Origin of the sequence: Cognatundibacterium luofuense (genome assembly GCF_018139685.1) — a bacterium.
Taxonomy (GTDB): Bacteria; Pseudomonadota; Gammaproteobacteria; order Burkholderiales; family Burkholderiaceae_D; genus Undibacterium; species Undibacterium luofuense.
Window position 1 is genome coordinate 235872 of record NZ_JAGSPN010000005.1, and the last position, 26919, is coordinate 262790.

Annotated in this window: 22 protein-coding genes; 9 read left to right on the top strand and 13 right to left on the bottom strand. The window is 49.9% G+C overall.

Annotated features, from left to right (window positions below; genetic code table 11):
• Window positions 1-3: 3 nt before the first annotated feature.
• The 5 genes from mnmE to rpmH form a co-directional block, all read right to left on the bottom strand.
• Complete coding sequence (mnmE, locus tag KDM89_RS09205) at window positions 4-1413, bottom strand: tRNA uridine-5-carboxymethylaminomethyl(34) synthesis GTPase MnmE (RefSeq protein WP_212687648.1); 1410 nt, start codon at window positions 1411-1413, stop codon at window positions 4-6.
• 142 nt (window positions 1414-1555) lie between these two features.
• Window positions 1556-3283 (bottom strand): membrane protein insertase YidC, encoded by a 1728-nt coding sequence (gene yidC, locus KDM89_RS09210; RefSeq protein ID WP_212687649.1) that lies wholly within the window; start codon window positions 3281-3283, stop codon window positions 1556-1558.
• An 8-nt stretch (window positions 3284-3291) separates the two neighbouring features.
• Window positions 3292-3600 (bottom strand): membrane protein insertion efficiency factor YidD, encoded by a 309-nt coding sequence (gene yidD / locus KDM89_RS09215; protein ID WP_212687650.1) that lies wholly within the window; start codon window positions 3598-3600, stop codon window positions 3292-3294.
• Window positions 3597-4013 carry a ribonuclease P protein component gene (rnpA, locus tag KDM89_RS09220; RefSeq protein WP_189356549.1) on the bottom strand — a complete coding sequence of 139 codons (417 nt, stop codon included), beginning with the start codon at window positions 4011-4013 and terminating at the stop codon, window positions 3597-3599. The genes yidD and rnpA overlap by 4 nt, the downstream gene beginning before the upstream one ends.
• A gap of 36 nt (window positions 4014-4049) precedes the next feature.
• Complete coding sequence (rpmH, locus tag KDM89_RS09225; RefSeq protein ID WP_057289000.1) at window positions 4050-4184, bottom strand: 50S ribosomal protein L34; 135 nt, start codon at window positions 4182-4184, stop codon at window positions 4050-4052.
• A gap of 584 nt (window positions 4185-4768) precedes the next feature.
• Between rpmH and dnaA the strand changes: the two genes are divergently transcribed.
• From dnaA to gyrB, 3 genes are all read left to right on the top strand, one after another.
• Window positions 4769-6169: a chromosomal replication initiator protein DnaA gene (dnaA, locus tag KDM89_RS09230; RefSeq protein ID WP_189356550.1), complete on the top strand. Its 1401-nt coding sequence runs from the start codon at window positions 4769-4771 to the stop codon at window positions 6167-6169.
• Between the two features lie 129 nt (window positions 6170-6298).
• Window positions 6299-7405, top strand: a complete 1107-nt coding sequence (gene dnaN, locus KDM89_RS09235) for a DNA polymerase III subunit beta (protein WP_212687651.1) — start codon at window positions 6299-6301, stop codon at window positions 7403-7405.
• Between the two features lie 230 nt (window positions 7406-7635).
• Window positions 7636-10134 carry a DNA topoisomerase (ATP-hydrolyzing) subunit B gene (gyrB, locus tag KDM89_RS09240; RefSeq protein ID WP_212687652.1) on the top strand — a complete coding sequence of 833 codons (2499 nt, stop codon included), beginning with the start codon at window positions 7636-7638 and terminating at the stop codon, window positions 10132-10134.
• Between the two features lie 378 nt (window positions 10135-10512).
• Here gyrB and KDM89_RS09245 read toward each other — a convergent pair whose 3' ends face one another.
• The 4 genes from KDM89_RS09245 to KDM89_RS09255 all read right to left on the bottom strand — a co-directional run bounded on the left by KDM89_RS09245 (window position 10513) and on the right by KDM89_RS09255 (window position 17447).
• Entirely contained in the window at window positions 10513-13080 is a 2568-nt protein-coding gene (locus tag KDM89_RS09245; protein ID WP_212687653.1) for a DEAD/DEAH box helicase, read from the bottom strand.
• On the bottom strand, window positions 13077-14051 hold the full coding sequence (locus tag KDM89_RS09250) for a HamA C-terminal domain-containing protein (protein WP_212687654.1): 975 nt from the start codon (window positions 14049-14051) through the stop codon (window positions 13077-13079). Before KDM89_RS09250 ends, KDM89_RS09245 begins: the two co-directional genes overlap by 4 nt.
• 362 nt (window positions 14052-14413) lie before the next feature.
• Window positions 14414-14527, bottom strand: a complete 114-nt coding sequence (locus KDM89_RS22460) for a DUF6471 domain-containing protein (protein ID WP_230427777.1) — start codon at window positions 14525-14527, stop codon at window positions 14414-14416.
• Between the two features lie 292 nt (window positions 14528-14819).
• Window positions 14820-17447, bottom strand: a complete 2628-nt coding sequence (locus KDM89_RS09255; RefSeq protein WP_212687655.1) for an AAA family ATPase — start codon at window positions 17445-17447, stop codon at window positions 14820-14822.
• Window positions 17448-17551: 104 nt separating this feature from the next.
• Between KDM89_RS09255 and KDM89_RS09260 the strand changes: the two genes are divergently transcribed.
• Window positions 17552-18112: a hypothetical protein gene (locus KDM89_RS09260; protein ID WP_212687656.1), complete on the top strand. Its 561-nt coding sequence runs from the start codon at window positions 17552-17554 to the stop codon at window positions 18110-18112.
• A 134-nt stretch (window positions 18113-18246) separates the two neighbouring features.
• On the opposite strand, the gene KDM89_RS09265 is transcribed toward KDM89_RS09260, so the two are convergent.
• From KDM89_RS09265 to KDM89_RS09280, 4 genes are all read right to left on the bottom strand, one after another.
• Window positions 18247-18474: a hypothetical protein gene (locus KDM89_RS09265; protein ID WP_212687657.1), complete on the bottom strand. Its 228-nt coding sequence runs from the start codon at window positions 18472-18474 to the stop codon at window positions 18247-18249.
• Between the two features lie 20 nt (window positions 18475-18494).
• Window positions 18495-18743: a hypothetical protein gene (locus KDM89_RS09270; RefSeq protein WP_212687658.1), complete on the bottom strand. Its 249-nt coding sequence runs from the start codon at window positions 18741-18743 to the stop codon at window positions 18495-18497.
• Between the two features lie 78 nt (window positions 18744-18821).
• Window positions 18822-19034 (bottom strand): NYN domain-containing protein, encoded by a 213-nt coding sequence (locus KDM89_RS22975; RefSeq protein ID WP_212687659.1) that lies wholly within the window; start codon window positions 19032-19034, stop codon window positions 18822-18824.
• A gap of 270 nt (window positions 19035-19304) precedes the next feature.
• Window positions 19305-20258 (bottom strand): hypothetical protein, encoded by a 954-nt coding sequence (locus KDM89_RS09280; RefSeq protein ID WP_212687660.1) that lies wholly within the window; start codon window positions 20256-20258, stop codon window positions 19305-19307.
• Window positions 20259-20452: 194 nt separating this feature from the next.
• Between KDM89_RS09280 and KDM89_RS09285 the strand changes: the two genes are divergently transcribed.
• The 5 genes from KDM89_RS09285 to KDM89_RS09305 all read left to right on the top strand — a co-directional run bounded on the left by KDM89_RS09285 (window position 20453) and on the right by KDM89_RS09305 (window position 26663).
• Entirely contained in the window at window positions 20453-20764 is a 312-nt protein-coding gene (locus KDM89_RS09285; RefSeq protein ID WP_212687661.1) for a hypothetical protein, read from the top strand.
• 106 nt (window positions 20765-20870) lie between these two features.
• On the top strand, window positions 20871-21800 hold the full coding sequence (locus KDM89_RS09290) for a hypothetical protein (RefSeq protein ID WP_230427760.1): 930 nt from the start codon (window positions 20871-20873) through the stop codon (window positions 21798-21800).
• Window positions 21797-23830 (top strand): transposase, encoded by a 2034-nt coding sequence (locus KDM89_RS09295; protein WP_212687662.1) that lies wholly within the window; start codon window positions 21797-21799, stop codon window positions 23828-23830. The genes KDM89_RS09290 and KDM89_RS09295 overlap by 4 nt, the downstream gene beginning before the upstream one ends.
• The gene (locus KDM89_RS09300; RefSeq protein WP_212687663.1) at window positions 23827-24810 is read left to right on the top strand and encodes a TniB family NTP-binding protein; all 984 of its coding nucleotides are present in this window, start codon (window positions 23827-23829) and stop codon (window positions 24808-24810) included. The genes KDM89_RS09295 and KDM89_RS09300 overlap by 4 nt, the downstream gene beginning before the upstream one ends.
• Window positions 24807-26663 (top strand): TniQ family protein, encoded by a 1857-nt coding sequence (locus KDM89_RS09305; RefSeq protein WP_212687664.1) that lies wholly within the window; start codon window positions 24807-24809, stop codon window positions 26661-26663. Before KDM89_RS09300 ends, KDM89_RS09305 begins: the two co-directional genes overlap by 4 nt.
• Window positions 26664-26919 lie beyond the last annotated feature (256 nt).

Below are 26919 nucleotides of genomic sequence, written 5' to 3' on the forward strand. Positions count from 1 at the left end.
CGCTTATTTTCCGATACAGAAACGCGAGAAAATCACACCGAGCAAATCATCCGGCGTGAATTCGCCGGTAATGCTGCTCAGTCTGTCCTGAGTCAGACGTAATTCTTCTGCCAGCAAATCCAGTGACTGATCATCCTGTGCTGCATATTCCGCCGCCTGCATCAGATGTTCACGCGCATGTTTCAGCGCAATCAGATGCCGTTCGCGCGCCATATACAGAGATTCACCGGTTTGTTCCCAGCCGGCGATACGCAGCAATTCCTTGCGCAGCAAATCCATACCGGCATGTTCCTGTGCCGATAAATAGATGTGTGTTGCATCGCTCATGATATCGATGCTGGCATGGTGACCGGACAAATCAATTTTGTTCCAGACACGAATCACCGGAACGCCCTGCGGGAAACGTTCCACAATATTTTCATCGGCACGGGTCGGGCCACGGCTGGCATCCAGCAAATGCAGAATCACATCGGCTTTATCGACTTCGGCCCAGGTACGCTCGATACCGATACGCTCCACCATATCAATCATATTCACCAGACCACCGGGTTCATGGTCTTCATCCGCATCGTGGCGGATACCGGCGGTATCGATGATATTCAGCGGAATACCTTCCAGATGGATAGTTTCCGTGATTTTGTCGCGCGTGGTGCCGGCAATCGGCGTGACAATCGCGACATCATTGCCTGCCAGTGCATTCAGCAATGAAGATTTACCCACGTTAGGCTGACCGGCTAACACTACATTCAGACCGGAACGCAGCATCGCGCCCTGTGATGCCTGTTCAAACACTTTTTCGAGTGCGCTGCGGATACCGGACAACTGACCGCGTGCATTCGATTTTTCCAGAAAATCAATTTCCTCTTCCGGAAAATCCAGCGTTGCTTCGACCAGCATACGCAGGTTAATCACGCGCTCGACCAGCTCGTGAATCACTCTGGAAAAGGCGCCTGACAGCGATTGCGATGCCGATTTGGCCGCCGCTTCAGTCGATGCTTCAATCAGATCTGCCACGGCTTCGGCCTGCGCCAGATCCAGCTTGTCATTCATAAAGGCGCGCTGCGTAAATTCGCCGGGTTCCGCCAGACGCAGACCGGATTCTTTGCCGGCTTCCAGACAGCGCGTCAGCAGCATTTGCATGACGACCGGGCCGCCGTGGCCCTGCAGTTCGATCACATCTTCGCCGGTATAAGAATGCGGCCCCTGAAAATACAGGACGATGCCCTGATCAATCACCGAGCCGTCGGCCTGCGTGAACGGCAGATAGTGCGCATGCCGCGCACGCAGTTCTGCCTCGCCAAACAAGGCGCGGCGCACACCGGATAAATCTTTGCCCGAAATCCGGACAACACCGATACCGCCGCGTCCGGGCGCGGTGGCAATCGCAACTATGGGAACAGGATCGTAGATCATGAAGAAATTCTAGTCGTTGCTGCCAGAAGCAGCGGGATCAAAAGCAGCATTGTGACATACATGCAACAACGCGCAGACAGCGGAAACCCTGCTCAACAAAAAAGCCCGTCGCAACGGGCTTTTTGTGAAGCTGATACAGGGCTTATTTGGTGCGGTGTTCAGCCGGGATCAGTTTATTGTTGATCACCCATTGCTGGCCAATCGACAGGATGTTATTCACGACCCAGTACAGTACCAGACCGGACGGGAAGAAGAAGAACATCACAGAAAATACCAGCGGCATCATCATCATCATTTTTGCCTGTACAGGATCAGCCGGTGCAGGGTTCAGTTTGGTGGTGATGTACATGGAAATCGCGTAAATCACCGGCAGAATGAACAGCGGATCAGGCGAAGTCAGATCGGTAATCCAGCCTATCCACGGCGCGCCGCGCATTTCGACGCTGGCCTGCAGTACCCAGTACAGTGCCAGGAAAATCGGCATCTGGATCAGGATAGGCAGACAGCCACCGAAAGGATTGATTTTTTCGGTTTTGTACAATTCCATCATGGCCTGATTCAGACGCTGCGGATCGTTTTTATAACGTTCACGCAGATCCTGCATTTTCGGCGTCATGACTTTCATTTTTGCCATGCTGCGGAAACCGGCAGCCGACAGTGGGAACAGTGCCAGTTTAATCAGCACGGTAAATGCCACAATCGTCCAGCCCCAGTTACCGATCGCACTGTGCAATACATCCATCAGCCAGAACATCGGCTTACAGATAATCGCCAGAACGCCGTAGTCTTTCACCAGTTCCAGACCCGGTGCAATTTTTTCCAGAACGGAAGTGGTTTGCGGACCGGCATACAGCGTGGCATTCGATTCTTTGGTTGCACCGGCAGCAATTGCGCCCAGCGGCACGATGGTGCTGACGGAATACACGTTATCACGTACCTGCGCAGTACGGAATTCGCGCTGACCTTTGTCCTGCGGAATGAAAGCCGACACAAAGAAATGCTGAATCACGGCAACCCAGCCTTGCTCGGCGGATTTCACGTGGTTGTTATTGCTGCTGCCAGCGCTTTCTTTTTCTGCTTTATGGATTTTTTCAAAGTCCAGTTTCTGGAATTTTTCTGCATCGGAATAAATCGCCGGTGCATAGAATTCACCCGGGCCACCCATGAAGGATGCGCCTTCCGGTTTAGTGCCGTCATGCACCAGTTGCAGATACAGCGACGGTGTTACCGGTGCTGCAGTCTGGTTGGTCACTGCGTGACGTACATCAATCGCATAGCTGCCTTTTTTGAACGTGAAAGTTTTGCTCAGTTTCACGCCGTTTTGTTCTGCTTCCAGTACCAGTTGTACGGTATCGCCACCAGCCAGCTCGCGCGGACCCGGTTTCGCAGTAAATACCGATTTATGGTTAGGCCACAATTCATTCGCCAGACCGGATTGCGCCAGATAAGTACGTTTTTTACCATCGTCAAACAGCACGATGTTTTTCACGTCTTTGGCTTTTTCTTTAGCGCCGATGACTTCCAGGAACGGATCCCAGAAATGTTTGGGCTGAGGATGGTCTTTAAACTGCAGCAATTCCAGATGGTTAACTTCACCGCCCAGTGTATCGATCTGCGCTTTAAACACATCGGTGGTAATGGTGATCAGCTCACGCTGCGCGGCAGGCGCAGCAGCACCCGGAGCAGCAGCGGCTGCAGCGCCATTCGCTGCCACAGCCTGCGCAGAAGCGCTGGCACTGGCCGGTGCGAAACTGGTCTGCGGTGCCGGAGAAAACATCGATGGTTTGCCATTGTAACGGGCCCAGTTATCCCAGAGCATGAACAATGACATCGTAAAGATAACCCACAGTACGGTACGTTTGATATCCATATTGAATGTCAGGAAAGGGGTGAAGAAGAATGATTTTGCCGGTCAGCAGGTGGCTGCCCGCACGCACAAGATTCCGATATGGGGGCACTTGTGCTTTTTTCACGGGCTGGCGGCACAGGATCGACACCGCCGTCGCTCCACGGATGGCAGCGGCAGACACGTTTACCCGCCAGCAGACTGCCACGGGCAGCGCCGTGCACCTGTATGGCTTCCATCGCGTAAGCCGAGCAACTCGGGTAAAAACGGCAGTTCTGCCCCAGCAGCGGGCTGATCGCATAGCGATAAAAGCGCAACAGCAGCAGGAGCAGGGTTTTCATTTCGGGTCCGGTTTGCGGCAGGCCGGCGCACTGAACAAATGCAGCAGTTCGCTGCGCAGCAAGCGTTTTAAGGCTGCCGTGCGGGCCGGACCGTCTTTGGTATTGACCGGGCGCGACAGGCGCACGATGCAATCCATATTATTCAGACAGGCGTGACGAAACACCTCGCGCGTTACCCGCTTGATAGTGTTGCGGGTTACGGCACGGGGTGCGAATCGTTTCGCAGCAACCACGCCCAGACGGGCATTCGGCAGCGAATTACTGCGGGCATACAGCACGAAATGCGGTGTTTTATACACGGGCCGCAAACGAAAAACGGATGAAAACTCATCCGTTTTAACGATGCGGCGTACGCGTGCAAAATCTGCACCGCCGGCTTCTGCCTGCACTGAGTCAGCCAATTGTTTGATCATGCGTATTCAGCCAGAGCTGCCGCAGACCAGTGACAATTACACTGCCAGGCGTTTACGGCCTTTGGCGCGACGAGCGTTCAGAACAGCGCGGCCACCGCGGGTTGCCATACGTGCGCGGAAACCGTGAGTGCGCTTGCGGCGAACGACGGAAGGTTGGTAAGTACGTTTCATGTTGGTCTCGCTATTTGAGCAAATTAAAAATCGGAATTACGGATAAAGGCTGCCGTACATACGACTTTGGCTCGAGCTATAACGTCTGGCCTGCGCCTTTATTTTGATGCACCCCGGAACCGCTTTCCTGTTGCTTTCTGACGCTTGCGAAAGATAACAACAGATGATTGAGGGTAGGGAACCCTGAATTAGACACCATTTTTGCATTTGCTGTCAATCATTTAGCGCATAACACGCACAAAATTTAATCAGCCCCTGATCCGCCCTGTGTTGTTGCACGTGATGCGCTGCAAACTAGAAAATTCCGTCGAAGGCTGTGGATAACTTTGCAAAGCAGGGTTAAAATAGAGGATTAGCGCGGCACCGTTTTATGTCTTACTGACAATTTTCTGCTGAAACTGCCTCTGACGCCCCTGCGGCGCAGGCAAGCACCGGAAAATTTCCGCCTGACGTGCTGTGGAAGACTTCTGATTTATACACTGCGGCCTGACGCAAAATTTGCGCAGCAGCCGCTAAACGTGTCTCTGTCTTCTGCACTGCAGGCAAAACCGGCACCGCGCATTTGCATTTCATACGAGTGATTCATGGAAAATTTCTGGCAAGCCTGTTCGTCACAATTAGAGCAAGAGCTTCCGCCTCAGCAGTACAGCGCCTGGATTAAACCTCTGGTGCCGCTGGATTATGAAGCCGGCAAGCTGCGTATCGCAGCGCCGAACCGCTTCAAACTGGACTGGGTGAAAGCGCAATTTGCAAGCCGCATCACAGAGCTGGCCAACCAGTACTGGGATGAAGATGTCGAAGTACAGTTTGTGCTTGACCCGCGTGCCGGTAAAAAACCGCTGGCACCGGCGCGTCCTGCAGGCGAACCTGAACACACACCACTGAGCGGCGGTCTGCACGCAATGCCGGTTGCGCCGGCACCTGCGCCGGATCCGGTCGTGGAAATGGCCACCGCACGCCGTGAACAAAGCAAAATTAATCCTGACCTGACCTTTGAAAGTCTGGTCACCGGTAAGGCCAATCAGCTGGCGCGCGCTGCTGCGATTCAGGTCGCGAATAATCCGGGCATTTCCTACAACCCGCTGTTTTTGTACGGCGGCGTTGGTCTGGGTAAAACGCACTTGATTCACGCAATTGGTAATCAGATTCTGGTCGATAATCCGGCTGCAAAAATCCGCTACATCCATGCAGAACAATATGTGCGTGACGTAGTCACCGCGTATCAGCGCAAAGGCTTTGACGAATTCAAACGTTACTACCATTCGCTCGATCTGTTGCTGATTGATGATATTCAGTTCTTCGGTGGCAAAAGCCGCACACAGGAAGAATTCTTTTATGCGTTTGAAGCACTGATCGCTGCGAAGAAACAAATCATCATCACCAGCGATACCTATCCGAAAGAAATCACCGGCATGGATGACCGCCTGATTTCACGTTTCGATTCCGGCTTAACCGTCGCCATCGAACCGCCGGAACTGGAAATGCGCGTCGCGATTCTGCTGAAAAAAGCGCATTCCGAAGGCGTGAAACTGACCGATGACGTGGCGTTCTTCGTTGCCAAACATTTGCGCTCCAATGTGCGCGAACTGGAAGGCGCGCTGCGCAAAATTCTGGCGTATTCCCGCTTCCACAATAAAGACATCACGATTGATGTTGTGAAAGAAGCGCTGAAGGATTTGCTGTCTGTGCAAAACCGTCAGATTTCTGTGGAAAACATTCAGAAAACTGTGGCTGACTTTTTCAATATCAAAGTCGCCGATATGTATTCCAAAAAGCGTCCGGCCAATATCGCCCGTCCGCGCCAGATCGCCATGTATCTGGCCAAAGAACTCACGCAGAAGAGTTTGCCGGAAATCGGTGAACTGTTCGGTGGCCGCGACCACACGACCGTGCTGCATGCTGTGCGCAAGATTGCCGCTGACCGGGCAAAAAATCCCGAGTGCAATCATGAACTGCACGTGCTGGAGCAAACCCTGAAGGGATAAGGTCAACCGCATGCAGAAACGCCCAGTTTTCCTGCTCTGCCCTGACTGGTCTGCGATCAACGCAGGCCAGCAAACCTTGTTTACTCTGACGTCTTTCAACTCATTAACCCCGTTTAGCGAGGATTTCAAATGCAATTGGTAAAAACCCACCGGGATACCCTGCTCCGGCCTTTGCAAATTGTGAGCGGTATTGTCGAGCGTCGGCATACACTGCCGATTCTGGCCAATATCCTCATTCGCAAAACCGGTGAACAGGTTTCCTTCCTGTCGACGGATATTGAAGTTCAGATCACTACGCACGCCGAAATCGGTTCCGGTGGTGACGACATCGCCACGACCGTTGCAGCCCGTAAGCTGCTGGACATTCTGCGCGCGCTGCCTGACGACAACGATGTGGTGCTGAAGCTGGAAAACAAACGCATGAGCATCCAGTCCGGCAAATCCCGCTTCTCGCTGCAAACACTGGCTGCAGAAGAATTCCCGACTGTGGCACAAGCAGAGCATTTCAATGCCAGCGTCAGCCTGCCGCAAAAAACCCTGAAGCACCTGTTCAACATGGTGCATTTCTCGATGGCGCAACAGGATATCCGTTATTACCTGAACGGCCTGCTGCTGGTAGTCGATGGCAAGAAAGTCATGGCAGTTGCCACTGACGGTCACCGTCTGGCGTTCTGCCAGGTGGAAGTGGAACAGGAATTTGCGCGTCAGGAAGTCATCATCCCGCGTAAAACCATTCTGGAACTGCAACGCTTGCTGGACGACAGCGAGAATTCTGTGCAGATCGACATCGCGAACAATCAGATCAAACTGACTTTCTCCGATATCGAACTGATTTCCAAACTGGTCGAAGGCAAATTCCCTGACTTCAACCGCGTGGTACCGAAAGGCTACAAAAACGAATTCACACTGAACCGCGAACAATGGCTGCGCGCACTGCAACGTGCCGCGATCATGACTTCTGACAAGTTCAAAGGTGTGCGTTGCGTGATTACGCCGGGCAGCATGCAGATTCTGTCCACCAATGCGGATCAGGAAGAAGCGATGGAAGAAATCGAAATCGATTACGGTGGCGACAGCGTGGATATCGGTTTCAACGTCAGCTATCTGCTGGATGTGCTGAACAACCTCAAATGCGATCAGGTGAATATTGCACTGGGCGACTCCAATTCGTCCGCACTGATCACCATCCCTGATAACGTTGATTTCAAATACGTTGTCATGCCGATGCGCATTTAAAAAGCAGAGGCGCTTGCCTTCAATCAATCATATGAAGGCAAGCAGCTTTGAAGCGGACAATTTTCCGAAGCCGCAAAAAGCAAATCAGCAAAAAGAACAGCAATTAAACCGCAGGCCAGCCAGAAGGTTGTACCTGCCAAACGCAAAGGCAATCAGCCTGCGCACGGAAACCCGGTTTCCACACTGAAACAATCGTTTTACGACAGCAGTCAATACACAAGAAGGTAGCTATGTCCGATAACAACCAAGAAAACCAACCAGTCCCAAACAGCGCTGCTTACGGTGCGTCTTCGATCCAGATTCTGGAAGGTCTGGAAGCGGTGCGCAAACGCCCAGGCATGTACATTGGTGATACCTCGGACGGGACCGGTTTGCACCATCTGGTTTTTGAAGTGCTGGATAACTCGATTGACGAAGCACTGGCAGGACACTGTACTGAAATCAACGTCACCATCCATACCGACAATTCGATTTCGATTACCGACAATGGCCGTGGTATTCCTACCGGCATTAAATGGGATGACAAACACGATCCTAAGCGCAGCGCCGCTGAAATCGTAATGACCGAGCTGCATGCCGGTGGTAAGTTCGACCAGAACGCCTACAAAGTTTCCGGCGGTCTGCACGGCGTGGGCGTATCGTGCGTGAACGCACTGTCCAAACTGCTGAAACTGACGATTCGCCGCGACGGTAAAATCCATCAGATGGAGTTTGCTAAAGGCGTGGCACAAAACCGCGAAATCGAAACCGTTGACGGCGTAGTGACTTCCCCGATCAAAGTGATTGGCGACACCGACAAACGCGGTACCGAAGTGCATTTCTGGGCCGATGAAGAAATCTTCACCCACGTTGAATTCCATTACGAAATTCTGGCAAAACGTATCCGCGAACTGTCTTTCCTGAACAATGGCGTGCGTATCAAACTGAATGATCACCGCACCGGCAAGGAAGAATTGTTTGCATTTGAAGGCGGCACACGCGGCTTTGTGGAATACATCAACAAAGCCAAAACCGTGCTGCACCCTACCGTATTCCAGGCCACAGGCGAAAAAGCCTCTGACCAGGGCACCACGATCAGCGTTGACGTTTCCATGCAATGGAGCGACACCTACAACGAAACCGTGCTGTGCTTTACCAATAACATCCCGCAACGCGACGGTGGTACGCACTTAACCGGTCTGCGCGCTGCGATGACCCGCGTTATTAATAAATACATTGAAGAACACGATCTAGCGAAAAAAGCCAAGGTCGAAGTCGCTGGCGATGACATGCGCGAAGGCTTGACCTGCGTATTGTCTGTGAAAGTACCGGAGCCGAAATTCAGCTCGCAAACCAAAGACAAACTGGTGTCTTCGGAAGTGCGCGGCCCTGTTGAAGAAATCGTTGCGAAAACCCTCACCGATTTCTTAATGGAAAAACCGAACGACGCCAAAATCATTTGCGGCAAAATCGTGGAAGCAGCGCGTGCGCGTGAAGCAGCCCGTAAAGCCCGCGAACTGACCCGTCGTAAAGGCATTATGGATGGTCTGGGTCTGTCTTCCAAACTGGCAGACTGCCAGGAAAAAGACCCGGCGCTGTGCGAACTGTACATCGTCGAGGGTGACTCTGCGGGCGGCTCGGCCAAACAAGGCCGCGACCGTAAATTCCAGGCGATTCTGCCACTGCGCGGTAAAGTGCTGAACGTAGAAAAAGCCCGTTTTGAAAAAATGCTGTCCAGCGAACAGATCACCACGCTGATCGCCACACTGGGCACCAGCATCGGCCCGGACGAATTCAATGCCGACAAACTGCGCTACCACCGCATCATCATCATGACCGACGCGGACGTGGACGGTGCGCATATCCGTACCCTGCTGCTGACCCTGTTCTACCGCCAGATGCCGCAACTCGTAGAACGCGGCCACATCTACATCGCGCAACCACCGCTGTACAAAGTGAAAGCCGGCCGCGATGAACGCTATCTGAAAGACGATGCCGAAGAAGCGCAGTACATGATGAATCTGGCGCTGAAAGACGCCACGCTGGTACCGCAAGCCGGTGCCGCGCCGATTAACGGCAGCGCGCTGGAAGAACTGGTTGGTCAGTTCAATCTGGCGAATTCCGTCATGACCCGTCTGGCCCGCGTGATTGACCGCGAAGCCCTGACCGCCATCATGACCGGCGTCAATCTGAGTCTGGACAGCCAGGAACACGCAGAAGCCTCCGCCGCTGCGCTGACCGCTGCGATCAATGATCCGGCAGTCAAAGCACTGGTCACTACCGACGAATTGTCCGGCGCATTCGGCCTGCGCGTAGAACGCCTGCACCACGGCAATATCAAAGTCAGCCTGATCGACGCCGACTTTATCGACGGCGCCGATTACAAAGTGCTCAACAACGCCGCCGCCACCTTTAAAGGCTTGCTGGGCGCCGGTGCGTATATCCGCCGTGGCGAAGGCGACAAAGCACGCGAAATCGCGGTACAGGACTTCCATCAGGCCATGAACTGGCTGCGCGAAGAAGCCGAACGCAGCGTCTCTAAACAGCGCTATAAAGGTCTGGGTGAAATGAATCCGGATCAGCTGTGGGAAACCACCATGGACCCAACCGTACGCCGCCTGCTGAAAGTACAAATCGAAGACGCCATCGCCGCCGACCAGATCTTCACCACCCTGATGGGCGACGACGTAGAACCACGCCGTGCGTTTATTGAAGGGAATGCGCTGCGCGCCGGTAACATCGACGTTTGATGCGCTTGTAGCGGGAACCATAATTTGAGATTTTGGGAAGTATCCACTGAGACAGTTATCGGTGGATGTGCCTCGATAGCTTGGCTTGATGGCACCTAGTTGCCACCGTGTCCGAACGGAAAGCGGCCACCTCAGTGAGGGGCCGCTTTTCTTTTGCGCACTGCACGAAAATCATCGTGCCGAGATCCTCGCCAACGAAGGAGAACTTCAAATTTGTAAACAACATGATAAAGAGAGCCGCCTACTCTGCGGGGAAAACCGCATTGGACAAGAATTTGCATAAGCCTGCCGAGCATTAATACGGCCTCTGTTTGAAGGTGAGGTCGTCCTAGAGCACCTTCCTTTGGCGCCCATCATGAGCCTTGGGCTCGCCATACTTCAAGTGTCTAATTCAATTGTTGCTGCAACAAGCCCTTTCTGCACAAGCTCCTGAGCAATGATTTTGGATAGCTTTAAATCCTCTACCCTGATTGACGCAAGCCACGACTTAGCCCGGGCAAGCGTTGGATTCGAATCCGGAATAAGGTCTTGCAGCAACGACGCAGTGACACGAGATAAACCCAATTCAATGAATGCTTGGCCAGCAACTGAGGACACCCCTAGTTCCAGCGCTAGGGGAAAATCAAAAATCGAGTTGGCCTCGACTTCGAGTTGTTGTTCACGCAACGCGAACCGAAGGAGATCCACATATGCTTTTCCAAGTTGCACATATTCGAATCGTAGTTTGTCCTCCACAAATTCGAACGTGCTTCTTACGTGGGTGTCCACATTGACTTCACGATTTGTCTTTTTTTTAGTTTGCGCCAGTTCGATACTTTTTCCGATAAGAACAGGAAGTGGTGCCCCTCGCATCCAAGCTAGTCCAATCGTCGCCAGCTTCTTGTTAAACCCAGAAAAACTGAGCCCCAAAATGTATTTGTTAATGCGTGCGAAGACCTGTACGTAGCTCTCGAACACATCTCCTGACGGATGTGGTGGAAGAAGCTCTTGCGCACGACCTTCAGCGATGAGCTTGCGAAACCGTGCAAGAAGACGGGCCTGTCCAAACGGATTTACAGTCCAATTACTCTCCAATACTTCTGTTGGAAGGTTTAGCTCCTTAACCGTTTGCTCCGCTGCCCCAATTAAAACCTCACGCGCTGCGGAATCCAAGGGCATTTCAAACCTGTCAAAGAAGTTTGACAATGAGCCTTTTGCGGCTCTCGACATCATAAGACCGGCCGCGGCTTTTGCATCAGCTGGGATTTTCGAAATGTCACTGTTGACTCGGCTCTCCAATACCTCCAGCACGTCTGCATATTTTTCTGTAACCGCCACCCCAAAAGCAGACCGCAAATTGAACGGTTGTGAGGTACTTAGGGGCTTGTCGGTCCACTTGTCGTAGTTCACCAAGAACACATTTCCGACGATGTCGTGATGCAATCGGCCAGCCCGCCCTGCGAAGTTCCAAAGAGCAGCGGCGTCCAACTTTCCATCGCGGCCGCGCGTTGGCGTGTCGATGAAGACATTTCGTGCCGGTAGATTGATACCTTGGAAGAGTGTTGTTGTGCAAACTAGGTACTTAATATCATCATTTTTAAACGCTGATTCAATGGCTTCCCGAAGAAGGCTAGGCATCTTACCGTAATGGAACGCGATACCGTGCAGCACACGTTCTGCGAGGCTGTATTTGGGATGAACATGGTCCTTAATAAACTTAGATAGGTCAAGCAGCGCCGGAGTCTGCTTTCTCGGCATGTCTGTCGCGAGTTGAAGCGCAATCTTCTCGGTCTGCGATGGTCCGGTTCCGTAGACCAACGATGCACCTTTGCTTCCGAGTTCAAGTGCAACAGCCGCTAGTAAGGTTTTTTCGTTTAGGAACCCGCGGCTACCAATGACACGCCCGATTTCAACGGTTTGCCGCGCATTGAGTAGCTTTAGCTGCAGATGAGTGGGATTTGCGGCGTCTGGAGTGACGATGATACGATTTTGAAGCACTGGCGATAATCCGGTCTTCCTTACCGATATTTCCTCAATACCAATAGAGTTTCCTAAGGTTTCGAAACCAGTAGCGCCCGGGGCCAGAAAAACGAATTGGGCAACTGAATTGCGAGCCCGGCATTGCTCCAGACAGTCCTGCAAAATCATCCCGCGAATATCGTCACCGATGGATTGCGCCTCGTCGACAACGACCATGTCGAAACGAATTGAGGTGACACTTAAAAGCACCATCAGGCGCTCTTGTGTTAATACAAACACTTGCCCTGGCCGGTCTTCGCTGTCGAGTGTTGGAATTGTAGAAACACGTACTTTGTCTGAGACATGAGCCAGTCGAGAGTTCAACTTCTCGTTCACCTCAGCAAGAAGAGCTCTTGTAGGCGCTACGTAGACGCAGCAGAAACTAGGTTCTTTCTCGGCTCGCTCGCAAAGTTGAGCCAATACAACAAACGATTTTCCGGCGGAAGTGGGGGCGCTAACTGCGACGTTCCGTCCAGTCGGTAACAATTCCCAAACGCCTCGCTGAAAGTCAGTTAGCGGAACCGGAGTCCCGCCAATCTCTTCCGTGTTAATGGCCCTGAGCAGGCAGTTGGTTAACAAGGTGGTCAAGGATGGGCGGAAGCGTTCTGGGCGTCGCTCCAGTTGTTTTACTCCCGGAAAATTGCCGATGCTTGCGAGTATACGAGTTGAGGCCTCTAGCACTAGTGGATTGTGGGATACCAGAGTCGAATAGAGGGCGATTCGCTGAGCGAGTGAACGATGATTGTCGGAGTCGGTTTGGGCAAACACAGACGCCGAGTACATCAATCGTTCCGTGGCATCAGGCAAGTCGTCGACCTCAGCACTCGAGTCGTCAGCCGATTCGCGAATTTCCGACATAAGGCCGCGAGCACTGACAAAATCTAGGTCATTCCAGAATTGGTCATTGGTCAATATCTTTGACGAAAGCTGCTCTGCGAACGATGTCATTTCAGAGCCTCTCCAAATTTCTGACGTAAGCCGTCAACTGAGGGCACGGCAATGAAAAACGCTAATGACTTCGTAGATTTTACAGTTTGATTTTTTAGGTGTTTCATCAATGCATCGTCATGATGCTTATGCTTTTTCGCATAGCGCTCAATAAAATGCTCTTCGTGTATCGACGGAGGCTTGGTGTCGTCTACCGGAATGCCTTGGCCATACAAATTCTCATCGTAGCAAATCACTCCAACATGTCTGTCGCGCTTCTGTAACACGGAATCAGAATCATACATGTCGAAGTAGCTCAGCAAGACATCCTTTTGATCTTGCGGCAAGGCGTCAATGTTACTGAAATCAGTCACTATCGTTAACTCTCGTAGGTACTGGGTACGGTTTGACAAGAAAGTCGCAGTGGAGATTGCGAATTCTTTCGCCCCGTCGTTTGCGCTCGGAGCGAGCTTGGACTCAAGCCAAAAGACGTTCATTACGCCGTCTTCGAATTTCGCGTGAATACCATCTATCCCGTGGACGGGCATATTGTTATTTGTTTTCAACGAAAGCTTTGCAGCAATCTGCGCGGCGCCTAAGTGACGCTCAGCGACACAGTAAGCTATGAGTTCGCCAACCTCACCAAAGCGACCAGTATTGTCTGGGTCATACTCTAGAAAGAGCCTGCGCGCTTCCCGTTGTAGCCTCGCTAGCGGGCGGGTATCCGCTTGCGTTCGTGAGCTATGAGAACGAGCCAAGGCGGCCAAGCGCTTTTTCTTAGGAATTGCGTATCCAATTATCGAATCTAGAAGGTGTTCAATGAACGCGTCATCTGTAGGTACATCTTCTTCAAATCGCAAGAATAAAAGCTTGGTGCGGCGGTGCGCGCCATTCTCGCACTCGGGAACCGATATCAGGCCAAGATAACGGTCAAGCTCTTTATCATTTTCACGGAGGCTATCAAGGCTGTTCCCAGATTTTTCAGTATCCATTTTTTCAGGCGGCTCACTTTACGGCGGTATTAAACTCGATAAGGCATAGATGTCGTTTTTTCATGATTCTAATGGGAAATACTGACTGTCTGGCTGCATTTATTGCAGTAACCGACAATTCGGGGACTTTTAGCTCGAAAATCCAACTAATGTTGTCTATTTTTAAAATTTAAGCTAGTGCAACGCCGGCACGCAGTAATACTACGATGAACCAGTATTTGCCTTGCTGACCACCTGCTTGGTCGTGCTCCCTATTTGTGAGTAGGTGTGATTGCGGGAGACGGCAATAATAGAGGTTTGGCGATGGGCGAATACGTTGGAATGGAAAGTATGTCGTCAACTTCGGGGGACTCTGCCTTTATTTAATCAGTATGGTGTCCACACCCATGGCGCGCAGGCAAGCCCAATAATGCCGCGCTGAACCGCCTGCGATTGACCTTGCGGTTTATCTGGTCCGGCGACTCGTTGATTCCCAGTTACTCGAGCATTCGGCGCTTTACAGGGTTCAAACTCACATTTAATTGCCCGAAGAGAGCGCCTACGGTCGACACCACATCTGTGACAGTGTATTTATCGCCAAACGGCCGGCGAGTTAAGACACTTTCGTTGCATGACTTTGCCGTCGGCTTGGCCAACGGCGCATTTACGCAAACGCGAGGAAAATTCAGGACGTGGACTGTTCGAACGGAGCGCAATGTTATGAGCTCCGGCATTCAGATTAACAGCGCCGCTAAGGCGCCCGCTATTTCAACCGAAACAAACCAATAACTACTGCCTATTCTGAAGGACATCCAGAGCCGTATCCAACTCCGTTATTGCGTCAACTATTTTTTTGACCGTTGCACGATCAAATTCATGGCCGCGCACGGAGTCATGCGTACCGCCGTTTAAGTAGCTCCATTCGATACTTGTACCGCCGACGTTAAGTAATTCACTCAATGCATTCACTGCTTCAGATAAACCTAGATAATTGCCGGTGATGCGACCGACCGCGTGTCGCAATTTTACGCATTTGTTATTTAATTCCCGATCCGCCCGTGGACCGCTGAGCTTTAGCTCGATACGGCCTTCGCCTTTTTTGCCTAACCAAGTCCAAAGTCGGTCAGTAAGACTCTCCAATGCAGGCCTTGCTTGACGTAATGCGTCTCTCTTGTCATCATCGTCCACTGCACGTTGTGCTAATAAGACATAATTCTTTGTTGGTGGATCACTATCAACACGCAACTCGTGCTCGCCATTGTGTGGCAGGAATTTGTAGCATTTTATTGCTGCAGCACGTGCAGAACCGAGTTCCTGCTGAATTCGCAACAAGAACTCTTCGGCGTGAGAAGTTAGGATAACTTGCTTCCCGTCAAGCCAATGGTCCTCAAAAAATGTTCGCCAAATTCCATTGCGATGGTCGTCATCGATCGCATTGACCACATCGTCAAAAATAACTACTGGACAACTTTGCTGAATATTCTTAGCCAGTAAAATAGCCAATCCTAGGCATTTGATATGACCTTCGCTCAATACAACCAACGCGTCATAGCGGACGTCAGGTTCACCAGCAAAGACGACCTCGATCCTCTGGCTTTCTGTCACTGGTAAGAACAACCCAGCGAGATAATCCCCCTTTAAATCGTCCCGATTGAAAGAGTTGTAGAGATCACGAGCCAGCGTACCGAGCCCCTCGATCATTAATCCGGGTAACGCCGCCAAATATGACTGGATTTCCGGAAGAAACGCATCGTAAGCCGCTTTAATCCTTTTATGAAGTTGTACAACCGGAACTTCGTTTTCAACCAGTTGAATTAATGCCTGATTTTCTGCATTAAACCGTGCGACATTTTCCTGAGCTAATCTGAGACTATTGCCTACATCCGTTCGACGAGTGCGTAGTCCCTCGATATCCAACCGATACTGAATCAGAGTGTCCCGTTCAGTAACTAACGTATCACGCTGTTTATGTGCATCACGAGCCTGCTTATCCGATACCTCGATCAATGTTGCAATTTCTAATAGTTTTTTCCAGAGAAGCTTTTCATCAGCTACCCATATAGCTAGCCAATCTCCCAAGTGATGTTCAGGTAAATTCGGAAGATTTTCGGCGATAACTTTGTGCGGACATACACTTTGCGCTACAAGGAGAACACGGCGCATTTCCTCCAAAAGTACCCTAAACACTTCATTTAGCTGATTGCGAAGGACTACTTCCTGTTTCTGTAAGTCCGCAAGCTCACGCAATTGATCCAAACCACTGCGTGCTTTGTCAAATGGATTTTCCGATACATCAGTGAGCGCCGTACCACATGCTGGACAAGACTCGGCGCCCTCAGCAAATGCAAGTACAGCATCGTAAAGATTTTGAAAAGAAATCTCATTGGCCCGAGCACTAATTAATGCTTGAACCGAATTGTATGCATTATGATTCTCATATGCACTATTGAGCAGGATGTTTAACTTAGCTTGGGTAATGTTATGTATGGTCGGCAATGGCGCATCGAGCTGAGCTTGAACATAAGGTAGCCTGCCAAGCTGATGTGGTGTTCCAAGTAGCCAATCCACGAATTTTCTGTATCCAAACCCTGGGTATATGCGCTCCGCATACGCTTCTTCCTCGGCCTCAATACTCGCGACGGCTTGAGCATATCCAGAAATAATCTGCTCAGCATTCGCAATTTGCTGACGTTGCTCGGCCAGACGTTTTGCTTCATTTCCAATGAGCATTAAATTCTGGTCAAGCTCTGGATTAAAACCACGAACAAACTCGCTAAACTGATCTAACCCGAATAAAGCAGCGATAAGCTGCCTCCGATCCCCCGTAGTGCGTGCGGCAATACGCGCGAAATCATCAAGTCGGTTTTTCTCAATAAAGCAAAACCGGTATCGAGATTCATCCCTTTGTATGGTTGAGTTTGCTCCGCCAAATTGCCCCAGAAGCACAGGCTCTGTATGGCGACCTATTCTGGCATTATTGCAGTATTCTCTTAAGTCTAACCGCTTCACTTGCGCTTCGCTGATAGAACCAAGCATAGCGAGCTCTAACGCTTCGAAGAAACTACTCTTACCTGTACCGTTGGCTCCATAGATCAGAGTAATGTCGCGACTAAGATCGAATTCTTCTGGTCGCATAAACCCACGAAATGGGCCAACCCTAAGCTGGGTTAAACGTTCGAAAACTGCACCAGGAGCAGCATTTTCTAGTCGCTCGCTGTAAATCGGATTAGTTCCCTCGAAGTGTTCGATTGCAAGAGAAACTAGACGTGCCGATCGGCTGCGTCGAGCAGCGCCGACTTCGGCAAGATGTTCAAGATTACCATATATTAAATTTGCAAGGCGATGCACATCTTCCGGAACCCCTCGCGTTGAAAGATGTTCCAAGAACCGATGATACTCAGCATGGATGTCTGACATACAGTCTCTTTATCAAAATGTCCGAATAAGTGCATTATTATGAAGTAAAGTTTTTTTGGCAATCGCTCCAGATTTAACAGAACATCTCCAACTTAAAAGTCCATATGAGCTCAATACACCCAGACATACACTTTTTGCTTCAGTCAGAAACACCAGAATTTGCTAACGATCGTATGGAGCATTTTGATAAACGAGAGGTGCTAGATTTGCCATTTACGCAAATGATTGGATCGGTAGATCTAGCGCAAGTAGTTGGTACATTGCATCCAGATTATGCTGGCCACACTTGGATTGAATTGCTTCCGACACGTCCCGATAGAACTCAAACAATTAGCAATAATGGGCGATCCCAATATCAAGGTCTGATGAAACGTGGCCACCGGTGTATAGAACGCTTATGGACTAATCCTGGTTACTACACTAGTCATGAAGGAAAAGAATACTGGTCTTTTTCAAAATTAGGTGATCGCTATTACGTCAACCAAGGCAATCATCGCACCGTGGTCGGGCGCTTCTTTCTGTCCCTGAACAAACAGTCCACCGTAATACACGGGGTAGGAATTACGGAATTTCATTTGCCACCGTCACAAATTGAAGAAAAACCGGAAATACAACAAAAAAACGTATCCCAACCCTGGTGGAATAAATGGAAAACTTTTTTTTAACACTTTGACGATTTAGAGGCAAACATATTCCATGTCTGCCTTTTACTGTATTGCGCTGGATACTCGCCATACGCTCTGCACAAGCTATCTCCTGTTTATGCAATTCAGCTATTCGCTCAATTGTGATTTGGTCATTATTTTTCTAGATATTTGATTTTACCAGCCGATATTGCGTCACTGGCCAACTGCAATGCTGCCTTTTCAGCTTGCTTGGCAGTTTTACCTTCAGCTTCAAAAGACGAATCCGTTGGCGATCCATCCGTGAGTCCAACGTGAACCAGACACCGATAACGCCCCTTAGCAAGTTTTTCCACCGGACGAATAGTCGCGTCGTGTTTTTCATCGAAACGATATGTGGCCATTGAATTTTCCCTTGAAAGACTCAAGCATTGAGCAAGGGATACAGTATTACCAGCAAAAATCCACCGGCTAATGCAAGCCATCCGGCCAAATAAAGCGACGAATACTGCTTAGTTGCGGCATCCACGTTCGACAAGAATGGCTTTATAGAATTGAATACCGCCATTAATCCTCCCTGCCAAGCACATGCAGCGACCATCACAAGCACAGCGGCTTTAAAAACGAGTGGTGAAACTACAGCTTCATAGCGTGTGGGCTTGGTGATAGCCATCCCAGCCAAAGTCGCCGCCGAGGCTCCTAGAAGTCCCAAGTACCACACCATTTATGTTGAGTCCATCTAGTTTTCCGATCATTTGCAGAGGTGGTTCAAATAGAGATTCAAATCCACAAATTTCGTAGCCGATTCTTTCAATTCACGCGAAGCATGTGACCAGAACACTACGTGAACGGGAATTCCACGAAGTCTCAACTTTTCTACTGCGGGAACATAGTTAGCATCGCCGGAAACTAGGGTGATTTCATCAACACCAACTTCAATTATTTCATAAGAGTCCTCAATCATCGTAGCGACAATATCTGTGTCTATTTTTTTAGTGATTGACGACGTTACGATCAAAAGTCAAATGATTAACATACAAACGTTTACGCTGCATCCCTTACAAAATTTAAGCACGACTGCCAAACCCTAAGGCACAGCCACAAACAGTACGACAGTAGATCAAAATATTGTCCTGTAGGGGTCGAGAGAAAGGTCTGTCCACACGTAAACTATCTAAAAGAAAGGGAGTTTCCCAATTTATAAAAACGAGCCATGCTTTAATAGCAAGCTAGGTTAATCTTCCCAAATGTTTGCCGGGGGAAACCGTTCTGATCCTCCGGTAACTACATTTTGTAAACTCCATTTACGCAGCCGCACACTCTGATTTTTACGCAACATACTTTTGCAAGTAGGTGGCCCAATACTCAAATCAGGGCGAATGGATGACATTAGTAAAAATCTAAGATCCATTCCAAAATCTCCATCAAGAATGCGCCGCATAAACTTCACTTGTTCATTCCAAGTCAAGCTCCGGCCTTTGGTGTAATTCGTGTTGTGCGCGTAGTGATGAAGAATTGCGACATTGCCTAAATAACAATACCCATCAAGGCAAAATCTTTCACCATTGAGTCGAACAAGGTTGAAAATCCGTTTGCGATAAACCTCAAATATTTCCTCTGCTATCTTTCGCTTATCGAATACATCCCCAAGAATCAGCAGCATCCGTAATACTCTGTGCGCAAAATCCCATACCTGATCGTAGTGTCCCTTTTCATAATTAACTTTCAACAATATCGTAAGGCAAGCTAGGGCATCTAAGCTCGCTCGATGCTCAATTCTTCCTAGATACCTTTTTCCCGCCTCAATCCGGAAATTGTCATGCTGTTCAAACAAGATGATTTGTAATTCCGGCGCGAGCTGACGTAACAATCCTGCTGCCTCATGCGCCAGAGGTTCGTTCCGAAGTGATCTCCAAAGCGGGTGATTCAGATCCGCAGAAGATCCCATAACAATCCCGTCCGCTTTAGAGCAAGTAGCGGCATTGGGTGTATGTAAGCCACTACGGTAACGCCACCACTTATTTCGATGAATGGAAACATTATCACCATTCTTTTTAAACGCACCAGGTTCAATTTTCTTCTCCAGTGCATATGCCGTAGTCTCTCCAAGCCGAAGGCACAACCCTTCATACCAATATTTCGTTCGGAGCACGTCAACTGGGTCTCGTGAGGTAGTTGGATTCGTCATTTTGTATTTATCTGCTCCGTGCGAAATACAGTAAATCTAGAAAATATTACATAAATTCAATAAGTTACGAAATTCAATATCGACAAAATAGAGTAAAAATATGGAGCCCATTTTACTTTCTTCACGATTGCTACTGATAGAGTTAGACTCTCTCCAGCGTGACAGAACGTGACAACCGAATCCAAATAACAACAATGCAAACCGACGAAACAATTGAGCAACTGCTAGAACGCGGTTTGATGCAGCAATATGGGCCGCTTATCGCAAACGATGATTTACGACAAGCACTCGGCTATCCATCAAAGGAAGCATTTCGTCAGGCGCTGGTCAGGAAAAGCGTCCCGGTACCTGTGTTTGCCTTAGAAAATCGCCGTGGGAAGTTTGCCTTATCTGTCGATGTAGCAAAGTGGCTGGCCACGCAACGTGAGCAGGCCTCAGTTCGAGGCGCATATTCTTCCGAAGTCAGCACGGCAATAGATGAAAAGAAAGGAGACCCCATGAGTTAAACAGAATGGGGCAAAAACGAAACGGCCCATAAGCGCTAACTTATGGGCCGCTGAATGCATTGGAACAATGACGTTGATCCGATGTCGAGTATGCCCCCGATCCCTCATGACTGTCAAGATGCTCAGCTGCTTCAAAGCCGCCAGCAGGGACAGTTACACACTTCGAAAAATCAAATCGAATAATTGGTGCCGTGCAGGCGCCAAGGAGGAATGCTATGGCAAAAAAAATCATCTCTATGTGCGAATACCACATCGGGGGGCGGCAATGAGAAATGCTCCCTCCTATGGAGTTCGTGGTCGGCGGAATTTCACAAATACTGGGGTTCGCGTCACAGCTAGTACCTTCGGCAAAGCACGCATAGGCACCTATGCCGAAAAGGCCAATGGCCATATCACGGTTGAGTCCGCAGCCGAACGCCTGGTTGCGCACCTGCTGTGTATCGATCCACGTGTACGATCATTCAAACCACAACCATTTACCGTTGATTTAGTTGAGCGGCGATTACTATATAGTCGCACCGAAATCACTGAAGCTCGCAAAATGCGCCAAGCCCTGCGTGGGCACATAGAGTACACACCAGACTTTGCCACCGTTCAGATCGATGGTTTGCAGTGCGCGTATGAAGTCAAAACTGAAGGCTACGAAGGCGATACCATCTATCAAGACAAAATCGACTGTGCACGGGAGATTATTGAAGCGCATGGTATTTCGTTATGCACGGCAGTAGTACCGGAGGATGAACGACATCCACTCCTCGTCAACATCCAGTTACTCAAACCTGCCTTAACGCGTGCACATGAGTATTTGACAACAGATCTGATTGATCAGGTTGAGCGCTACTGCGCTTCCGGCCCGGTTCTACAACGCAACCTTTGCGCTGACATCCAAATTTCACCTGGAATGATCCCACCTTTGCTTGTTATTGGTGTATTGCAAGCGGATCTGGTCCGTCACCGAATTCAAGGATCTCTTGAATTGTCACCAGCATTTGGTGATTTGAGCCATCTTTGCCTTATCGAGGAGCTGCTATCATGAATTCCGATCTGCGAACCGGAGATAGGCTAGCCATTGCAGGCAATCCGGAAAATTACCTTGAGATACTGGATGCGCGTATTCATGCTGGCTCAATACACATATTCGACGCCAAGAAACGCGAAGCCAGATTTATTGAAGAAGCAAAGATTCGAAGCGGCATCTCAAGCGGTCATATTGTTTTGCATCGCAAAGGGATGGCCCGTGTCGGAATTGCCAGTCAGCATGATAATCCGGTGCTGCAAGCAAGGGCGTGCCTTCTACAGAGTACCCTCAGGCACATCGAAGCAATTCAACACAAACGGAACATTTCATTTGGCGCCGCCATTCCACTTGCTCGCAAAGCATATGCAGAGAATCACGCTGATGATGTATTGATTGCAGCATTTCCGTCGCGTGCAACACTATTCCGAGCACGCAAGAATCAGATACTCGGTCTTCCTGTCCTAAAAGGTGATAAAAATAAAGGAAATGCGACGCCTAGGTACTCTAAAGACCTTCTAGAGTTCATCGAAGTCACTGTCAGTGACCTCTATCTGGTCACAGAATCAAAATGGACGGTCCTGAATCTAACGGAATACGTCAATCGTGAAGCTCGTCGCCGTGGCCTTCACGTCAAACAGCACTCAATTAGTCGTAAGTTTGTGAACTCGGTAATCCGCAGCCTCAGCGTTGATGCAAGCTACGATCGAATGGACCCACTAGACCGTGTAGCGGGCAAGTCGTTTGCAAAGAAAAGGATACGCGCCTCATTTGCCTTCGCACGCATTGAGCAGGACGCCTTGCATTTACCTTTCGTTGTGCAAACTCCTCACGGCATATCCAGAGCAGTGTATCTGGTCCATGCTGTTGATGCATGTACGGGATATCCAGTTGGATGGCGAGTCGTTATTGGGGCTCCGTGCGAAATGGACTCAATTTCCTGCGTCGAGATGTATCTAACGCCAGCAAAAACGGAGCGATTTAAAGAGCTCGGTATCAATCAAGCATGCGACTTGTACGGCACTCCGTCACAACTCATTTTTGATAACGGCCCAGAGTGCAAGGGAGGGCGAATTATTCGCCTAGAGTTAATCGAGATTGACATTAAACATTGCAAGGCGAAAGAAGCCCAAGGGAAACCGTTTATTGAGCGATTGAACCGAGCGCTCAAAGAAGCACTGCAAATCCTTCCAGGGTGTACTCGATTCAATGGGAAAGACGGCCAGCGCGATCCCGAGGCCTTGGGTGATCAGTTGATGACCATTGGCGCACTTGAGAAATGGATTGTTCGATGGCTTTATGAGAAATGGATCAACACACCTCTCGATCGGCTACGTTGGGAAGAATTACTGGATAGCTCAGTCAGGGGAAAAACCCCACTCGAGCGCCTCACTTATCTAACCGAAGAAATAGGGCATCCCATCACCATGCCACCACCTCGGCAGAAATGGATGGCAGCAATCTTCGAGCATAAACAATGTGTGCTCAGTGCCAAGACCGGAATAACACTGGAACATGGTTTTCGGTACAAGGGAGACACGATGTCTTACTTGCTATCCCGATACGGGGATCGAGCTTTGCTCCACATACTCTATAACCCCGACGATTTTCGCCATGCGTATGTGTACGAAGACGATGCGCGTCCACTCGTACCTCTTACGCACGAGCATGTACGCCCGGATACCCCGGCATGGACATTCGCTGAAGCGAAGGAACGCTTTAAAGCTGGTATGACTGATTGGATTGACCCCGATGCGAAGACTAAATTCAACGATGACCTAGACGATGCAGCGACCGCAAATAACAAGCCTCGCAAAGAAAAATCTCGCAGCAAACGGGAAGAAAGTAAGGAAACAACCCAGCGAGCGAAGGAACATGCTGCCATTCAGCGAAGCATCAAACGACCTCTACTTTCATCAACACAGTTTGAACACGCAACAGAGACAGCGCCGGCATGGAGTTCCGAAGGCAGCACCTTAAATGACTCCTGGTACGACACCGTCCAACCAATGTCCATCGTGAATAGAAACACTGGGAAACAACTATTATGAATATCGCCCAACAACTGCGCAAAGATATCGAGACATGCGAGCTTCCTCACCCATTTTTTGTTGAACACCTCACTGCACTTGAGCAACGCATCAATGATGCCATCGCTGGGTTTGCGCCCAAGATCGAACGTATCCCTGGTCCGAGTGGAGTTGGCAAGTCCTCGATCGTCACCACCATTGCACGAAAATATCCGGAAAGCCGTCTAGAAGGTCGAAGATATATCCCTGTTCTCATCGTAAGAGTTCCACAGTCCGCTACAGCTAAATTACTTCCGAAGAGCGTATTAGCCGCACTTGGCATTACGGTTGCGGCGCGTACTACCGCAGGCACTATGTTCGATCTGATGGTGACGCAGCTTCGCCTGGCAGGTACACGTGTGATTATTTTTGACGAAATCTCGCACTTGGTTGACGAAGGATCCAGAGTGCCACCTCGCGCTGCAAGTGATTGGCTGAAAACTTTGTCTGACAGACTAGATATGACCTTAATTCTTCTCGGAATTCCTCGACTTGAACGCCTATTCTCGGCAAATGAGCAGCTGAGACGACGTGCTCGCCCTGCACGCTATTTCCGGCCATACGACCCTGGCGATAATTGGCAAATGGCGGCGTACACTTCTTGCGTCGCTAGCTACGCTAAGATGTTCGCTGCTGTTGGCTATCCGATTACTGTGCCCCCTCGCATCCTGACAGAACAAAGCTTCTTGTTGACTGGCGGTCTTATAGGAGTTCTTGCCGACTTTATACGGGAGCTCGCCCGCCTACTGACAAATGATGCTCCTCGGCCTGTCACCTATCTCGATTGTGCGCGAGCACTTGAGGAAGTTAGTCATGCCGGATCGCCACATCGGCTGGCATTTCAAGACCCCAATAACATTGCGGTTGTCGAACCCGCCGCTCTGAAACAGGCATATGCCCATGTTTTGAGCAGCAACACGATGCCCGTCCCCGTTCGTAAAAATGGAGCTACACAACAATGAGCCTTGTCGTCACATCAGCCCCCCGAAACGAAGAAGCTGGTTTCGGTTACTTTCGACGCCTTGCCTCGGATAACGGATTTGGTAGTTGGCGCGATCTCACTGATACAGCTGGCGTAGATCGGAACCGACGCCAGCTCCTAATGCGGACCGACGAAGTAGCCAGAAATCTCGGACTAGAATTGATATGGGCGGAACACGCCAGAAAGCAGGAAATTCTCTGCCGTAGTTGGAGATCGCTGTATCGATCTCATTCTGAAGCCGTATGTCCTGGATGCATCGCTGAATCCCAGCACATTCGGCACAGCTGGGAACATGCATATTCCACCGCCTGTCCTCATCACCAGGTGTTGTTGGTTGATCGCTGCAACTCGTGTGGCAAAAGCCTCTCGCGGGATCGTCTACATATCGGATTGTGTTCATGTGGCCAAAATCTAGCCAACTTGCCACGAGTACCGGCGACTTATGTGCAGTTATGGTTATCAACACTTATCGCCACCAATGGCCAGCACTCTGGAAACATGGCACCGAACCTGCATGACATAGATCTTGCTATGCTAACAAAGTTTATTCAGATCTTGTGCCAGTATGCAGACACTACACGGCCAAAACTGCAAGGCACAGTGCCTGCGCCAAAGTCCGTCCATGAGTCCATTAGATTCCTTACGCCATTAGAAGCTTTACTCGCCGATTGGCCAATAGGCTTCAAGCAACATGTAGAGGAACGCATTGCCGTCGGACGTAAAAATGCTCGCACACTCAACACACTGCTTGGTGATTGGTATATTCGACTGCGCAAACTTGTTCTAGATACCGAGCTTGAGCAATTCGTACAAATAGTCATTGACGTCGCCGCACAGCAAACAGATTGTTTACTTGGCCTTGATTCAGCTAAAACCATGGCTGAATCCTCCACTGGCTACATACGCTCCTCTAAGGCAGCAAAAGCAATTGGCGTCAGTCGCTCCCGCCTTCTCGACTCGATTCTGAAAAATGAATGCTCGCACCGCATAAGACGAACAGGAACCCGTGGTCAGGTTTACGAAGTGCCATGCATCGAAGTTGATCGAATACAGCAGAAGCGAGCCGAATGGATTTCTGACGCCGCAACTTGCGAGATGGCACGGATATCTCAAGCGGTACTGGATCGGATGAAAACGGCAGGCATCATCCAGTCAGATATACGATGGCGGGAAGACATTTTGAAAGGAGGGCCGGTCAGTCATCAGTCAGTAAGGAACCTGCTTGAAAAATTGAGCCACTTAGCGGAGCCAACGACGACTATCGACGATGTTACCGTCACTTGGGCTGCATTTACCAGCCGGCGTATGGGAGAGAAACAAGCCATAGAGTCGCTGATGAAGGCAATCTTCAATGGCGATGTGAGAGCAGTTTCACCTGCTAAGCATATTGGCGATCTGACCTTTCGACGATCTGATGTATCAAAATACTTCGGTATGCCGCTGATAGAGTCGGGTATGACAATTCAGCAGTTGGCCAAAGCAACTGGGTGGAAATGGGAGTCCATTGCGCACTGGGTGGACAAAGGACTGCTTAAATCTGAAGTAGTACAACGGCGCGGTCAACCTTGTCGTATTGTGCTGCCACATCAGCTTTTCGCATTTCGACAAAGCTATCTTCCACTTGCAGATCTAGCGCGAGCGATGGGTACAAAGTCATCAGCGATAGCACGCCTGCGCCCCCACATCACATTGATAGGTGCAAAAAGACTCCCTGATGGTGTCATGCGAGGTGAACTGGTTCGAATTGCTGATTTGGGTCATTTAGCACTAGCTGGAGCAAAGGCTAGGGACGATATGTTCCCTGAATGGTCACATTCTACCGATCCTGAGTAACCTGAATCGTCAAATGACGTTAACTAATTGCAGCTATTTGATCATTCGTTAGCCCATAGTTGGTCGGGGTTAATGTTGCGCTCGCTCCGTTTTATCCCTGTTATCCGCAAAATTGGTTATCAATTCGAAAGTAAGTAAACAATTAGTTGCACGGGATGCACATAAATATTAGCTTTGAGGTATGTCGCCGTACTACCATCTCTGGCGGGTTGTTGTATTGCGCCAGATTGCCCCACAAAAGACAGAATGATAGTAG